Annotated in this window: 13 protein-coding genes; 11 read left to right on the top strand and 2 right to left on the bottom strand. The window is 62.2% G+C overall.

Features of this window, described 5'->3' with window-relative positions; genetic code table 11:
- Window positions 1-44: 44 nt before the first annotated feature.
- The 3 genes from J3Q04_RS06025 to J3Q04_RS06015 are packed head-to-tail and all read left to right on the top strand — an operon-like array spanning window position 45 to window position 3,626.
- Entirely contained in the window at window positions 45-1,946 is a 1,902-nt protein-coding gene (locus J3Q04_RS06025) for a sensor histidine kinase (protein ID WP_434560307.1), read from the top strand.
- A 44-nt stretch (window positions 1,947-1,990) separates the two neighbouring features.
- Complete coding sequence (locus J3Q04_RS06020) at window positions 1,991-3,271, top strand: sigma-54-dependent transcriptional regulator (protein WP_434628593.1); 1,281 nt, start codon at window positions 1,991-1,993, stop codon at window positions 3,269-3,271.
- Window positions 3,272-3,296: 25 nt separating this feature from the next.
- Window positions 3,297-3,626 carry a GlpM family protein gene (locus J3Q04_RS06015; RefSeq protein ID WP_212800569.1) on the top strand — a complete coding sequence of 110 codons (330 nt, stop codon included), beginning with the start codon at window positions 3,297-3,299 and terminating at the stop codon, window positions 3,624-3,626.
- Between the two features lie 21 nt (window positions 3,627-3,647).
- Here J3Q04_RS06015 and J3Q04_RS06010 read toward each other — a convergent pair whose 3' ends face one another.
- Entirely contained in the window at window positions 3,648-4,262 is a 615-nt protein-coding gene (locus tag J3Q04_RS06010) for an NAD(P)-dependent oxidoreductase (protein ID WP_420765240.1), read from the bottom strand.
- A 183-nt stretch (window positions 4,263-4,445) separates the two neighbouring features.
- Window positions 4,446-5,324 carry an MBL fold metallo-hydrolase gene (locus J3Q04_RS06005; protein WP_434607424.1) on the bottom strand — a complete coding sequence of 293 codons (879 nt, stop codon included), beginning with the start codon at window positions 5,322-5,324 and terminating at the stop codon, window positions 4,446-4,448.
- 112 nt (window positions 5,325-5,436) lie between these two features.
- On the opposite strand from J3Q04_RS06005, the gene J3Q04_RS06000 reads away from it, so the two are divergent.
- From J3Q04_RS06000 to J3Q04_RS05965, 8 genes are all read left to right on the top strand, one after another.
- A complete protein-coding gene (locus J3Q04_RS06000; RefSeq protein ID WP_420765242.1) occupies window positions 5,437-6,342 on the top strand; it encodes a LysR family transcriptional regulator in 906 nt (301 codons plus the stop codon).
- A 210-nt stretch (window positions 6,343-6,552) separates the two neighbouring features.
- Entirely contained in the window at window positions 6,553-8,061 is a 1,509-nt protein-coding gene (locus J3Q04_RS05995; protein WP_420765243.1) for a sigma-54-dependent transcriptional regulator, read from the top strand.
- Window positions 8,062-8,488: 427 nt separating this feature from the next.
- Window positions 8,489-8,872, top strand: coding sequence for a glycine cleavage system protein GcvH (gcvH, locus tag J3Q04_RS05990; RefSeq protein ID WP_420765244.1), 384 nt, complete (start codon window positions 8,489-8,491; stop codon window positions 8,870-8,872).
- 10 nt (window positions 8,873-8,882) lie between these two features.
- A complete protein-coding gene (gene gcvP / locus J3Q04_RS05985; RefSeq protein ID WP_434607428.1) occupies window positions 8,883-11,732 on the top strand; it encodes an aminomethyl-transferring glycine dehydrogenase in 2,850 nt (949 codons plus the stop codon).
- A gap of 189 nt (window positions 11,733-11,921) precedes the next feature.
- Window positions 11,922-13,298, top strand: a complete 1,377-nt coding sequence (locus J3Q04_RS05980; RefSeq protein WP_434607430.1) for an L-serine ammonia-lyase — start codon at window positions 11,922-11,924, stop codon at window positions 13,296-13,298.
- A gap of 31 nt (window positions 13,299-13,329) precedes the next feature.
- Window positions 13,330-14,454 carry a glycine cleavage system aminomethyltransferase GcvT gene (gcvT, locus tag J3Q04_RS05975; protein ID WP_434607432.1) on the top strand — a complete coding sequence of 375 codons (1,125 nt, stop codon included), beginning with the start codon at window positions 13,330-13,332 and terminating at the stop codon, window positions 14,452-14,454.
- Window positions 14,455-14,847: 393 nt separating this feature from the next.
- The gene (locus J3Q04_RS05970; RefSeq protein ID WP_027902257.1) at window positions 14,848-15,060 is read left to right on the top strand and encodes a cold-shock protein; all 213 of its coding nucleotides are present in this window, start codon (window positions 14,848-14,850) and stop codon (window positions 15,058-15,060) included.
- Between the two features lie 93 nt (window positions 15,061-15,153).
- Window positions 15,154-15,642 (top strand): RDD family protein, encoded by a 489-nt coding sequence (locus J3Q04_RS05965; RefSeq protein WP_434607434.1) that lies wholly within the window; start codon window positions 15,154-15,156, stop codon window positions 15,640-15,642.
- Window positions 15,643-15,736: the final 94 nt, after the last annotated feature.

Here is a 15,736-nt window from a genome sequence, read left to right as displayed (position 1 = left end):
CGAAGGACGACCGCCGCCACACTGGTTGACCCAAGGCTTCTGTGATGAAATGCGACCCCACTCTTTATCGCGCCGCGCCGCCATCACTCGCCGTGAAACCCCGCCTGATCCGCCATCTGTTCCTGCCGCCGCTGGTCATAGCGTTGATGATCGGCCTGGGTTACCTCGGCTTCTGGATCAGCGAGCACTATGGCATTCGCGGCCTCGCCGAGAATGGCGAGCGTCAGTTGGAGCTGCACGCCCGCGCGGTGGAGAGCGAAATCAGCAAATACACCTATTTGCCCAGCCTGCTGGAACTTGAATCCAGCGTCTCGAAATTGCTCGACGACCCGACGCCCGAGCATCGCAAGACCGTCAACGAATACCTTGAGGGCCTGAACCGGCGCAGTCGCAGCCGGGCCATCTACGTCATGGACACCACCGGCCGCGTCATGGCCACCAGCAACTGGCGCGACGTCGACAGCTACCTGGGGGAAGACTTGTCTTTCCGCGCCTATTTCCAGAACGCCGTGCGCGGCCAGCCGGGGCGCTTCTATGGCATCGGCAGCACCAGCGGCGAACCCGGCTATTACCTGGCCCATGGCCTGGAGCAACAAGGCAAGATCATCGGCGTGGCCGTGGTCAAGGTCCGCCTCGAAGCCATGGAGGAGCGCTGGCAGCGGGCCCGCCTGGAAGCCTTCGTCAGCGATGAGAACGGCATCATCATCCTCTCCAGCGATCCGGCGCGGCGGCTCAAATCGGTGCGTCCGCTGAGCGACGAAACCAAGGAGCGCCTGGCCCGCAGCCTGCAATATTACTGGTTCCCGCTCAACGAGCTGATCCCTCTGGCGCGGGAACGGCTGGCCGAGGGCATGGAGAAGCTGACTTTCCCCGCCAACACCGAAATCGCGGCTGACCAGCGCGCCACCAGCTACCTTTCCCAGACCCGGCCGCTGAGCGACACACCGTGGAATTTCACGTTACTGACCCCGCTCGAAGACCTGCGCCGCCAAGCGATCAACCAAGGCATCCTGGTGGCCGTGGCGTTTGCCCTGGTGGCTTTCCTGCTGATCGCCTGGAACGAACGTCGCAAAGTCATCGCGACCCGCCTCGCCGCTCGCGAAGCGTTGCAAGAGGCCAACAATCAGCTCGAACGTCGGATTACCGAACGCACCACCGACCTGCGGGCCAGCAACGAACGGCTCAAGGGCCAGATTCGCGAACGACGGCAGGCCGAAGAGACCTTGCGGCGCGCCCAGGACGAACTAGTGCAAGCCGGCAAGCTGGCGGCCATCGGCCAGATGTCCACCAGCATCGCCCATGAACTCAACCAGCCTTTGGCCGCCCTGCGCACCCTGTCGGGCAATACCGTGCGCTTTTTGGAAAGGGGCCAGCTGGATATCGCCAGCGCCAATCTCAGGACCATCAACGACCTGATCGATCGCATGGGTCGGATCACCGCCAGCCTGCGCGCCTTCGCCCGGCGCGGCGACGACAAGGGCCGGGCGAGCCTGGGCAAGGCTGTCGGGGCCGCGCTGCAATTGCTGGGCGCGCGCCTTGAAAAACTCGACATCCAGATCCACACGGCATTCGAAGACGTTCAGGTCCAGATCGACCAGACGCGCCTGGAACAGATCCTGGTGAACCTGATCGGCAATGCCCTTGACGCCATGCAGCTACAACCCGCGCCGAAGCTGTGGCTCGAAGGCCAAGGCAGCGATGGCAAATATCGTCTGCGGGTGCGGGATAATGGCCACGGCATCGACCCGGAGGCTCGCAAGCATCTGTTCGAACCGTTCTTCACCACCAAACCCGGCGAACAAGGCCTGGGCCTTGGCTTGACGCTTTCGGCAAGCCTGTGTGCCGCCGCCGGCGGACATTTGGGAGTCGAGCATCCGGAGGATGGTGGCACCACGTTTATCCTCAGTTTACCGTTGGTAAGCCTTTTACCTGCCGAGCCGCTATGAACAACGACCTGAGCGTATTGATCGTCGAAGACGACCCCCACGTCCTGCTGGGCTGCCAGCAGGCCTTGAGCCTGGAAGATATTCCCTGCATTGGCGTGGGCAGCGCCGAAGAGGCCCTTGAGCGGGTCGGCGATGATTTTGCCGGCATCGTCATCAGCGACATCCGCCTGCCGGGCATCGACGGCCTGGAGCTGCTGACCCGCCTCAAAGCCCGGGACCGCAGCCTGCCGGTGGTGTTGATCACCGGCCACGGCGATATTTCCATGGCCGTAGGCGCGATGCAGAAAGGCGCCTACGATTTCATGGAAAAACCGTTCTCCCCCGAGCGCCTGGTGGACGTTGCACGCCGCGCCCTGGAACAGCGCAGCCTGGCCCGGGAAGTTTCTTCGCTGCGCAGGCAACTGGCCGAGCGTGATTCCCTGGAAGGCCGCATCATCGGCCGCTCGCCGGCCATGCAGCACCTGCGCGAGCTGATCGCCAACGTCGCCGACACCTCGGCCAACGTGTTGATCGAAGGCGAAACCGGCACCGGCAAGGAATTGGTCGCCCGTTGCCTGCATGATTTCAGCCGGCGCCACGACAAGCAGTTCGTCGCGCTGAACTGCGGTGGCCTGCCGGAGAACCTGTTCGAAAGCGAGATTTTCGGCCACGAGGCCAACGCTTTCACTGGCGCGGGCAAGCGCCGGATCGGCAAGATCGAGCACGCCGATGGCGGCACGCTGTTTCTCGATGAAGTGGAGAGCATGCCCCTGCCCTTGCAGATCAAGCTATTGCGCGTGTTGCAGGAACGCACCCTCGAACGCCTGGGGTCGAACCAGAGCGTGTCCGTGGATTGCCGGGTGATTGCCGCCACCAAGTCCGACCTGGACGAAATGGGTCGGACCGGGCAGTTCCGCAGCGACCTGTATTACCGCCTCAATGTGGTGACGCTGGAGCTGCCGCCCCTGCGGGAGCGGCGCGAAGACATCCTGCAACTGTTCGAACATTTTCTCCAGCAATCGTCCCTGCGCTTCGACCGTACCGTGCCGGAGCTGGACAACCACACTCTGTCGAACCTGATGAGCCACGATTGGCCGGGCAACGTGCGCGAGCTGCGCAACGTCGCCGAACGTTACGCCCTGGGCTTGCCGGCGTTCAAGAAAGCCGGCACCAGCACCGGTAGCCAAGGCCTGGCCTTCGCCGAAGCGGTTGAAGCCTTCGAGCGCAACCTGCTGGTGGATGCGTTGCAACGCAGCGGCGGCAACCTGACCCAGGCCAGCCAGGAACTGGGCATGGCCAAGACCACGCTCTTCGACAAAGTCAAAAAATATGGCCTGAGCCACTGACCTGGGACATGAACCTGTGGATCTTATTTTCAAGGCCGCGCTCGGCGCAGCCGTTGTCGTCATCCTGGCGATGCTCGCCAAGACCAAGAACTATTACATTGCCGGGCTGGTGCCGCTGTTTCCGACCTTTGCGCTGATTGCCCACTACATCGTCGGCAAGGGCCGCTCGGTGGATGACCTGAAGACCACCATCGTGTTCGGCATGTGGTCGATCATTCCGTATTTCGTCTATCTCGCGACGCTGTACGTGATGGTCGACCGGATGCGCCTCGAAGCGTCATTGGCCGTGGCTGCCGTCGCCTGGTTGATGGCGGCGACGGTGCTGGTCAGTGTCTGGGTGAGGATCCACGGGTGATTCGCTGCACGGATCGATGGCTCAATAGCCGACAGTGAACCGCGTCCGCGAAAACTGCGGCGCCTGGACCTCATCGATCATCGCAATGGCGTAGTCGGCGAAGCCGATCCAACTGCGCCCGGCGTTATCGAACAGCAAGTGATCCTTGCCGACGCGGAACTGGCCGGTGCGTTCGGTTTCGACGAACTCCGCCGAGGGCGAAAGGAAGGTCCAATCGAGGTCCTGCTCCTTTCCCAGCACGTCCAGGAACAACGCTCCGGCCGTGGCTTCGGCCAGGTATTCCTCCGGGAAGCCCTTGCTGTCGATCACGCGGCTGTTATCCGGCAACAACAACGAACCGGCACCGCCCACAACCAGCAGGCGCTTGACTCCGGCGGCCTTCACCGGTGCGACAACCTTGTCGGCTGGCACCGTAGCGAAATGCGCGGCACTGATGACCACGTCGTGGCCTGCTACCGCTGCGGTCAGTGCCTCGCTGTCCAGTACGTCCAACTGCTTGCTGACCACTCCCGCCCGTGTGCCGATTTTTCCGGTGTTGCGGGCAATGGCCGTCACGCTGTGACCACGGCGCAAGGCTTCTTCCAGCAGTTGGCTGCCGGCCCGGCCTGTAGCGCCGATGATTGCGATGGTGCTCATGGGATTCTCCTATGGTTATTCGTAGTGATTACTTCAACGCGTTCTAGAACCATGAACACGTTCGTGGCGAGGGAGCTTGCTCCCGCTGGGCTGCGCAGCAGACCCAGTATTTTTGCGACGGCTTCGCAGCCGAGCGGGAGCAAGCTCCCTCGCCACAAAAGCGTCCAGATCAAAGTTCGGGTTTCACCACCTCATTTCGCCCTTCGCCACCTTGGCGCTCAGCTCCAGGGAACTGTCCTCCCCCAGCTGTGGATAGCGTAGTTTCATGGCGGCGATCAGTGCGGCGGAATTCTTGGCCTTGGCGGTTTCTTCGTCGAAGGCCTTGATGTAATCGGCGGTGAAGCGCACTGGCGCCAGGGAACGAGCGCTTTCGCCCAGGTAATGGCCGGGGATCACGGTGGTCGGTTGCAGCTTTTGCATGTTATCCAGCGTCGCCAGCCAATCCTGGTGGGATTGCGGCGTCTGGGTATCGGCCATCCAGACGTGAATGTTCTCCGCCACCACCACACCTCCCACCACCGCCTTGATCGACGGAATCCACACGAAACTGCGGTCCGGCTGAGGGCCGTCAAGGCCGATGACCTGCAAGCGCTTGCCTTCCAGCGTCAAGCTGTCGCCCTTGAGCACTTGGGGCACCAGCGTCTTGGACGGCGCGTCGGTCTTCAGGATCGGCCCCCAATATTTCAACTTGCCATCGGCAGTGGCCTTGATGTGCTCCACGGTTGGCGCGGATGCGAGGACTTTGGCTTCCGGGAAAGCGGCTACCAGGGTTTGCAGGCCAAAATAGTAGTCGGGGTCGCCGTGGCTGATGTAGATCGTGGTCAACCCCTTGCCACTGGCGCGGATTTTTTCCACGACCTGCTCGGCCTGGGTTTTGCCAAATTGGGCGTCCACCAGGATCGCCTCTTTTTCACCGCTGACCAATACCGAAGTCACCGGGAAAATCGCCGCCGCGCCGGGGTTGTAGACGTCGAGCGTCAAGTCGGCGGCCCAGGCCTGGGCCGTGATGGCCAGCGCTGCGGTCGCCAGCGACAAGCGTTTTAGAAGAGTGAAACCGGTCATGAGGTGCTCCGTTGTGCAATGGCCCGCAAGGGAATGAACGGAGCTTAGTTGCCAGACTCAGTACAAAAAATGCGATGCTGGGACATAGTTTGTTTCTAAAATCGGGCAGATCATGGATCGTCTACAAGCAATGCGAGTGTTCGTCACCGTGGTGGACCTGGGCAGCCAGTCGGCGGCGGCCGAGCACCTGGACCTGTCGCGGCCGGTGGTATCGCGCTATCTGGCGGAGCTGGAAGATTGGGTCGGTGCCCGGCTGATGCACCGCACCACGCGCAAGCTGAGCCTGACGGCCGCAGGCACGGAGACCCTGCCCCGCTGCCGGCAGATGCTGGAGCTGTGCGGCGACATGCAAGCGGCCGTCAGCACGCCCGAAGACGCGCCACGGGGCATGCTGCGCATCAGCGCCAGCCCCTCGTTCGGCCAGTCGCAATTGGCGAGTGCGATGGCCGAATACGTCCAGCGCTACCCGGGCGTGAGCGTTGACCTGCAAATGCTCGATCGCACCGTCAACCTGGTGGACGAACGCATCGACCTGGCGATCCGCATGAGCAACGATCTCGATCCGAACCTGATCGCCCGGCGTCTCACGGTCTGCCGTTCGGTCATCTGCGCCTCCCCCCGCTACCTGCGCGAACATTCGACACCGCAACGGGTGGAAGACCTGAGCCAGCACAACTGCCTGACCCATTCCTACGTAGGCAAAAGCCTGTGGCATTTCGAGCAGGACGGCGAACAGCTGTCGGTGCCGGTACAGGGCAACATCAGCGCCAACGAAGCCAGCACCTTGCTCCAGGCAACGATAGCCGGCGCCGGTGTGGCGATGCTGCCCAGCTACCAGGTCGGCCCTCATATCCAGAACGGCGAACTGGTGCGCCTGCTGCCCCACGCCGAACCGCGCCGGATGAACATGTATGCGGTGTATGCCTCACGCAAGCACATGCCCTCGGCGTTGCGCAGCCTGCTGGATTTTCTGGTGCTCAGGTTTCCCGAAACACCGGAGTGGGATGTGGGGTTGTAGCTACCTCTGCGGGAACCTTTGTGGGAGCGAGCTTGCTCGCGATAGCGGTGTATCAGTCAATAAAAGGGTGGCTGACACTCAGCCATCGCGAGCAAGCTCGCTCCCACAAGGGATCTCTGTACAGCCTTAAGCCTTGCGCCAGGATTTCACCATTAGCCCGCCCCAAGGCATACTTGCCACCCTCCGCATTCCAGAACCCAAAGCCGCCCCATGCGTATCCACGTCAGTTTCATCGACCGCGTCGGCATCACCCAGGAAGTCCTGGCCTTGCTTGGTGGGCGCAATCTCAACCTGGATGCGGTGGAAATGGTCCCGCCCAACGTCTACATCGACGCCCCGACTCTCAGCCCACAGGTGCTGGATGAGTTGCGCGAGGCGCTGTTCAGCGTGCGCGGCGTGCAGGCGGTCACGGTGGTGGACATCCTGCCGGGCCAGCGCCGGCACTTGCAGCTCGATGCCTTGCTCGCCGCCATGACCGACCCGGTGCTCGCCCTGGACAGCGCCGGCAAGGTGTTGCTCGCCAACCCGGCGCTGATCGCCCTGTACGGTCGCGAACCGGCCGGTGAAAGCGTCGCGGAGCTGTTCGATGACGCGGCGCTGCTGGACGCGCTGTTGGAAAACGGTTTTCGCTTGCCGCTGCGGGAAATCACCGTCAACGGCCAGACGCTGCTCCTCGATGCCACGCCCATCACCGATGCCGGGGCGCTGCTGACGCTTTATCAGCCCAACCGTATCGGTGAACGCCTGTCGGCGCTGCACCACGATCACGCCGAAGGCTTCGACGCGCTGCTGGGCGAATCCCCGGCGATACGCACCCTCAAGGCCCGCGCCCAACGGGTCGCGGCCCTGGATGCACCGCTGCTGATCCAAGGCGAGACGGGCACCGGCAAGGAACTGGTGGCCCGCGCCTGCCACGCCATCAGTGCCCGACACAGCGCACCGTTCCTGGCCCTCAACTGTGCGGCACTGCCAGAAAACCTGGCCGAAAGTGAACTGTTCGGCTACGCCCCGGGCGCCTTCACTGGCGCGCAACGGGGCGGCAAGCCCGGGCTGATGGAGCTGGCGAACCAGGGCACGGTATTCCTCGATGAAATCGGCGAAATGTCGCCGTACTTGCAAGCCAAGCTGCTGCGTTTCCTGAACGATGGCAGCTTCCGCCGGGTCGGCGGCGACCGGGAAATCAAGGTCAACGTGCGGATTCTCAGCGCGACCCACCGTAACCTGGAGAAAATGGTCAACGAAGGCTCGTTCCGCGAAGACTTGTTCTATCGCTTGAACGTGCTCAATGTCGAAGTCCCGCCGCTGCGTGAACGCGGCCAGGACATCCTGCTGCTGGCGCGGTATTTCATGCAGCAGGCCTGCGCGCAGATCCAGCGCCCGGTCTGCCGCCTGGCCCCTGGCACTTATCCGGCCTTGCTGGGCAACCGCTGGCCGGGCAACGTGCGGCAATTGCAGAACGTGATCTTCCGCGCCGCCGCCATCTGCGAAAGCAGCCTCGTGGATATCGGCGACCTGGACATCGCCGGCACCTCCGTGGCGCGTCAGGGCGACGTCGAAGTCGAAAGCCTGGAGCAGGCGGTGGAAAGCTTCGAGAAGCATCTGCTCGAAAGCCTCTACGCCAATTACCCTTCTACTCGCCAGCTCGCCAGCCGACTGCAGACCTCCCATACCGCAATTGCCCATCGGTTGCGCAAGTACGGGATTTCCGGGAAGCCTTAGCTTTACTCGGCTACCTGTGGGAGCGAGCCTGCTCGCGAAAGCGGTATATCAGCCAACATCATCATTGACTGAAAAACTGCTTTCGCGAGCAGGCTCGCTTCCACATTGGTCTGAGGCGTATTTGAAAGTTAGTCAAAAACGACCTCCACCTGTACTGAAAGCGCTACAGCGGAACGATATCGCTACACCCCTCGCTGACCTGCTCTGCGCAAGGCTTTGATCCCGCAACGATTTTTTCCAGGCGCCTAGCTGTAGCGTTTTCGCTACAGCTTGTAATAGCGAGCGCGCTGGAAAACCATCCAATGCATTGATAAACAAAGACTTTTAAACATTGGCCACGTTCTTGCTAAAGGTTTAACCATTCGGCCGGGCCAAGCCCCGCGCCTTTCTTCGCGTCCACCAGACGAGTCTGGCCCCAGGAGTTTCCATGAGCGAGTTGCGTTTCACTGAAGATCACGAATGGCTGCGCGCCGAAACCGACGGCAGCGTCACCGTAGGCATTACCGCTTTCGCGCAGAACGCGTTGGGCGACGTGGTTTTTGTGCAACTGCCTGAATTGCAGGCCTACGCCAAAGGCGACGAGGCCTCCACCGTGGAATCCGTCAAGGCCGCCAGCGGCGTGTACATGCCACTGGACGGTGAAGTGCTGGAAGTGAATGAAGCACTCGGCGACAGCCCGGAGCTGGTCAACGAAGATCCGATGGGCGAAGGCTGGTTCTTCCGTTTTAAACCGACCGACGCCGATGCAGTGGCTAAGCTGTTGGATCAAGACGCCTACGACCGCCTGATCAAAGCCAACGCCGAAGCCTGAGGAGCGCACCATGACCGTTAATCTCGGCACCGCCAACGAATTCATCGCCCGCCACATCGGCCCGCGTGCAGGCGACGAGCAAGCCATGCTCGAACGCCTGGGCTACGACTCCCTGGAAGCCCTGAGCGCCAGCGTGATCCCGGAAAGCATCAAAGGCACCAGCGTCCTGGACATGGGCGACGGCCAGAGCGAAGCCGATGCACTGGCCTCGATCAAGGCCATCGCCGGCAAGAACCAACTGTTCAAGACCTACATCGGCCAGGGCTACTACAACTGCCATACGCCGGCACCGATCCTGCGCAACCTGCTGGAAAATCCGGCCTGGTACACCGCCTACACCCCTTACCAGCCGGAAATCTCCCAGGGCCGTCTCGAAGCACTGCTGAACTTCCAGACCTTGATCAGCGACCTCACCGGCCTGCCGATCGCCAACGCCTCCCTGCTGGACGAAGCCACCGCCGCCGCCGAAGCCATGACCTTCTGCAAGCGCTTGAGCAAGAACAAGGGCAGCAATGCGTTCTTCGCCTCCGTGCACAGCCACCCGCAGACCCTCGACGTGCTGCGCACCCGTGCCGAGCCCCTGGGCATCGACGTGGTCGTGGGCGATGAGCGCGAACTGAGCGACGTCAGCAGCTTCTTCGGCGCACTCTTGCAGTACCCGGCCAGCAATGGCGACCTGTTCGACTACCGCGAGCTGACCGAACGCTTCCACGTCGCCAATGCTCTGGTGGCCGTGGCCGCCGACCTGCTGGCCCTGACCCTGCTGACCCCTCCGGGTGAGTTCGGTGCCGACGTTGCCATCGGCAGCGCCCAGCGCTTCGGCGTTCCCCTGGGTTTCGGCGGTCCGCACGCGGCCTTTTTCTCCACCAAGGATGCGTTCAAGCGCGACATGCCGGGCCGGCTGGTCGGCGTTTCCGTGGACCGTTTCGGCAAGCCGGCCCTGCGCTTGGCGATGCAGACCCGCGAGCAACACATCCGCCGCGAGAAAGCCACCAGCAACATCTGCACCGCCCAGGTTCTGCTCGCCAACATCGCCAGCATGTACGCTGTGTACCACGGTCCCAAGGGCCTGGTGCAAATTGCCAACCGCATCCATCACCTGACCGCGATCCTTGCCAAGGGGCTGGGCGCGCTGGGTCTGAAGGTCGAGCAAGAAAGCTTCTTCGACACCCTGACGCTGCACACTGGCGCGCAAACCGCCGCGCTGCACGACAAGGCCCGCGCCCAGCGCATCAACCTGCGTGCAGTGGACGCCGAACGCCTGGGCCTGTCCCTGGACGAAACCACCAACCAGGCTGACATCGAAGCACTGTGGAGCCTGTTGGCCGACGGCAAGCCTCTGCCGGACTTCACCGCACTGGCCACCAGCATGCAAAGCCGCATCCCGGCCGAGCTGGTGCGCCAATCGGCGATCCTCAGCCACCCGGTGTTCAACCGCTACCACTCCGAAACCGAGCTGATGCGCTACCTGCGCAAGCTCGCCGACAAGGACCTGGCACTGGATCGCACCATGATCCCGCTGGGTTCCTGCACCATGAAACTCAACGCCGCCAGCGAAATGATCCCGGTGACCTGGGCAGAGTTCGGCGCCCTGCACCCGTTCGCCCCGGCCGAGCAAAGCGCCGGCTATCAGCAACTGACCGACGAGCTCGAAGCCATGCTCTGCGCCGCCACCGGCTATGACGCGGTGTCGCTGCAACCCAACGCCGGTTCCCAGGGCGAATACGCCGGCCTGCTGGCGATCCGCGCCTATCACCAGAGCCGTGGCGAAGACCGTCGCGACATCTGCCTGATCCCGTCTTCGGCCCACGGCACCAACCCGGCCACCGCCAACATGGCCGGCATGCGCGTGGTCGTGACCGCCTGCGATGCCCGTGGCAACGTCGACATCGAAGACCTGCGGGCCAAGGCCATCGAGCACCGCGAGCACCTCGCCGCGCTGATGATCACCTACCCGTCCACCCACGGCGTGTTCGAGGAAGGCATCCGCGAGATTTGCGGCATCATTCATGACAACGGCGGCCAGGTGTACATCGACGGCGCCAACATGAACGCGATGGTCGGCCTCTGCGCCCCAGGCAAATTCGGCGGCGACGTCTCGCACCTGAACCTGCACAAGACCTTCTGCATTCCCCACGGCGGTGGCGGCCCGGGCGTCGGCCCGATTGGCGTCAAGTCGCACCTGGCGCCGTTCCTGCCGGGCCACGCCAACATGGAACGCAAGGAAGGCGCGGTGTGCGCGGCGCCGTTCGGCAGTGCGAGCATCCTGCCGATCACCTGGATGTACATCCGCATGATGGGCGGCGCGGGCCTCAAGCGCGCTTCGCAGCTGGCGATTCTCAACGCCAACTACATCGCCCGTCGCCTGGAAGAGCATTATCCGGTGCTCTACTCCGGCAGCAACGGCCTGGTGGCCCACGAATGCATCCTCGACCTGCGCCCGCTCAAGGACAGCAGCGGCATCAGTGTCGATGACGTGGCCAAGCGCCTGATCGACTTCGGTTTCCACGCCCCGACCATGTCGTTCCCGGTGGCCGGCACGTTGATGATCGAGCCGACCGAAAGCGAATCCAAGGAAGAGCTGGACCGCTTCTGCGACGCCATGATCTGCATCCGCGAAGAAATCCGCGCGGTGGAAAACGGCAGCCTGGACAAAGACGACAACCCGCTGAAGAACGCCCCGCACACCGCGGCGGAACTCGTCGGCGACTGGACTCACCCCTACAGCCGCGAGCAGGCGGTGTACCCGGTGGCGTCGTTGATCGAAGGCAAATACTGGCCGCCCGTAGGCCGGGTCGACAACGTGTTCGGCGACCGCAACCTGGTCTGCGCCTGCCCGTCGATCGAAAGCTACGCTTAAGGTAAGTGGAGGGCGGTCCATCCGCCCTCCGACTTCCCTTGTGGGAGCGAGCCTGCTCGCGAAGGCGATATGTCAGCCAATCAGATGTCAACTGACACGCCGCCTTCGCGAGCAGGCTCGCTCCCACAGGGAATCTGTTTTCAAATCTTGTAAACCGTCGATCCCATAAAAAGAAACCGGAGAAACACCATGTCGTTAAGCGTGTTCGACCTGTTCAAGATCGGCATCGGTCCTTCCAGCTCCCACACGGTCGGTCCGATGCGTGCCGCGGCCCGTTTCGTCGAAGGGTTGCGTCGTGATGAGTTGCTCAATACCACTGCCAGCGTCAAAGTCGAGCTGTACGGCTCGCTCGGTGCCACCGGCAAGGGCCACGGCAGTGACAAGGCCGTGCTGCTGGGCCTGGAAGGCGAGCATCCGGACACCGTGGACACCGAAACAGTGACCGCCCGGCTCCAGGAGATCCGCAGCAGCGGTCGCCTGAACCTGCTCGGCGAGCACACCATCGAATTCAATGAAAAACTGCACCTGGCGATGATCCGCAAACCGTTGGCCTACCACCCCAACGGCATGATCTTCCGCGCCTTCGACGCCGCCGGCCTGCAAGTGCGCAGCCGCGAGTACTACTCGGTGGGCGGCGGCTTCGTCGTGGATGAAGACGCCGCCGGCGCCGACCGTATCGTCGAAGATGCCACGCCCCTGACCTTCCCGTTCAAGAGCGCAAAAGATCTGCTGGCCCACTGCAGCACCTACGGTCTGTCCATCAGCCAGGTCATGCTGACCAACGAAAGCGCCTGGCGCCCCGAAGCCGAGACCCGCGCCGGCCTGCTGAAGATCTGGCAGGTCATGCAGGATTGCGTGGCGGCGGGCTGTCGCAACGAGGGGATCTTGCCGGGCGGCCTCAAGGTCAAGCGCCGGGCTGCGGCGTTGCATCGCCAGTTGTGCAAGAACCCTGAAGCGGCCTTGCGCGATCCGCTGTCCGTGCTGGACTGGGTCAACCTGTATGCCCTGGCCGTCAACGAAGAAAACGCCTTCGGCGGCCGTGTCGTCACCGCGCCCACCAACGGTGCGGCGGGCATCATTCCGGCCGTGCTCCACTACTACATGCGCTTCATTCCCGGGGCCAACGAAGATGGCGTGGTGCGATTCCTGCTGACCGCCGCCGCCATCGGCATCCTCTACAAGGAAAACGCCTCCATCTCCGGTGCTGAAGTCGGCTGCCAGGGTGAAGTTGGCGTGGCCTGCTCCATGGCCGCCGGTGCGCTTTGCGAAGTGCTGGGCGGTACCGTGCAACAAGTGGAAAACGCCGCCGAAATCGGCATGGAACACAACCTCGGGCTCACCTGCGACCCCATCGGTGGCCTCGTCCAGGTGCCCTGCATCGAACGCAATGCCATGGGCTCGGTAAAGGCCATCAATGCGGTGCGCATGGCCATGCGCGGCGATGGTCATCACTTCGTCTCCCTCGACAAAGTCATCCGCACCATGCGCCAGACCGGCGCCGACATGAAAAGCAAATACAAGGAGACCGCCCGCGGCGGTCTGGCGGTCAACATCATCGAATGCTGATGCGTGCCCCTTTCATTTTCCAGGAGCTGATATGTCCACCGAACAACTGTTGAAAACCCCGCTGCACGCGCTGCACCTCGAACTCGGCGCCCGCATGGTGCCATTCGCCGGCTACGACATGCCGGTGCAATACCCCTTGGGCGTGATGAAAGAACACCAGCACACCCGGGATCAGGCCGGGCTGTTCGATGTGTCCCACATGGGCCAGATCCGCCTGACCGGCGCGGGTGCGGCCAAGGCACTGGAGACGCTGGTGCCGGTGGACATCATCGACTTGCCCGTGGGCATGCAGCGCTACGCCATGTTCACCAACGACAACGGCGGCATCCTCGACGATTTGATGGTCGCCAACCTGGGCAATGATGAGCTGTTTTTGGTGGTCAACGCGGCGTGCAAGGATCAGGACCTGGCCCACCTGCAAGCGAACATCGGCGGTCAGTGCAGCATCGAGCCGCTGTTCGAAGCCCGCGCCCTGCTCGCGCTGCAAGGCCCAGCGGCCGTGACCGTGCTCGCGCGTCTGGCGCCGGAAGTGGCGAAGATGACCTTCATGCAATTCCAGCGCGTCACTCTGCTGGGCGTGGATTGCTTTGTCAGCCGTTCGGGCTACACCGGTGAAGACGGTTTCGAGATTTCCGTGCCAGCCGCCGATGCGGAGAAACTCGCCCGCGCCCTGCTGGCCGAACCGGAAGTCGCCGCCATCGGCCTTGGCGCCCGTGATTCCCTGCGCCTGGAAGCGGGCCTGTGCCTCTACGGCCACGATATGAACACCGAAACCACACCCATTGAAGCCAGCCTGCTGTGGGCGATTTCCAAGGTCCGCCGCGCCGATGGCGCGCGCGCCGGGGGCTTCCCCGGAGCGGAAACTGTTTTTGCCCAGCAACAGCAAGGCGTGAAGCGCAAACGTGTCGGCCTGCTGCCCCAAGAACGCACACCGGTGCGTGAAGGCGCGGAGATCGTCAACGAAGCCGGCGAGATCATCGGCACCGTTTGCAGCGGCGGGTTCGGGCCGACATTGGGCGGTCCATTGGCGATGGGTTATCTGGACAGCGCCTTCGTCGCCTTGGACACGCCGGTCTGGGCCATTGTGCGTGGGAAAAAAGTGCCTTTGCTTGTAAGCAAAATGCCATTCGTTCCGCAGCGCTACTACCGTGGTTGATTGGTTGTTTCTATAAGTAACGCGGTTTCGTTATACGTGCACTAATGTGTAACGCAACCGCCATAAAAAGGTGCATGTAGTGATATTCAACCGGGCTTATAACGCTACGGAACTATCGGACTAGCCTTTTGAATAAGCCCCCTCCCGCAAAACATCTAAAACGCCAGCAAGCTGAGCAAATCCGGGGCCTTCAGGGGGGTTGTTTTTTCCTTGGAAGTTGGCGTAGAGTTTCGTCACTGTGTTTGCATGGGTCGCTTGGATCGTGACCTGGGCAGTAGCCTAAGAAGTTAGCTACAACCCGTTCGACGTCATCTTACTTTCCTGCAACCCAGCCCCAGTACTCTTTCGTCTGGAAAGAGGCTGTCATTAATTTAGCGTCAAGGAAATAAGAAAATGGCTGAACGTCAGAGCGGTACCGTCAAGTGGTTCAACGACGAAAAAGGTTTTGGTTTCATCACTCCTGAAAGCGGTCCGGATCTGTTCGTGCACTTCCGCGCCATCCAGGGCAACGGCTTCAAGAGCCTGAAAGAAGGCCAGAAAGTCACTTTCGTTGCCGTGCAAGGCCAGAAAGGCATGCAGGCTGACGAGGTTCAAGCCGAAGCCTAAGGCTTTCGCAAACTAAAAAGCCCCTGATTGATATCAGGGGCTTTTTTATGGGCGTAAATCCGTAAAATGGCTTCTTTTTGGTTCGAGGCCGTCATGTCCAAACACCTGCTCACCCCACAGGGTGACTTCCCTCCCGCCGGCCTGGGCCGTCGCCTGGCCGCGATGTTCTATGATTTTTTGCTGTGCACGGCGCTGCTGATCGTCACCGGTGGCGTGTACAAGATGATCCAGATGATGATCATCGGCGAAGAAAAGATGCGTGCCCTTACCGACGCCGGCGCGCTGGATGGCGATCCGCTGCTGTCCACGGTGTTGCTGTTCGTGCTGTTCGGCTTCTTCGCCAAGTTCTGGACCCACAACGGCCAGACCCTGGGCATGCAGGTCTGGTGCATCCGCGTGCAGAACACCGATGGCACCGCCATTAGCTTGTGGCAGGCGTTGTTGCGATTCGTGGTGTCGATTGCGTCATTGCTGCTGGTGGGGCTGGGCTTCATCTGGGCGCTTTTCGACAAGCGCAAGCGGGGCTGGCATGACATCTATTCGGATACGCAGTTGGTGCGGATTCCCAAGAAGACCAAGTAGGAACTCACTACAACCCCGTGGCGAGGGAGCTTGCTCCCGCTCGGCTGCGCAGCAGTCGTAATCCAGCCAATGCGGTATGACTGAATAACCCCGC

It is taken from the genome of Pseudomonas sp. D4-21, from assembly GCF_051132125.1.
GTDB lineage: Bacteria > Pseudomonadota > Gammaproteobacteria > Pseudomonadales > Pseudomonadaceae > Aquipseudomonas.
The sequence above is the reverse complement of the archived record's forward strand: the minus strand, read 5'-3'. Positions and strand labels throughout refer to the sequence as shown.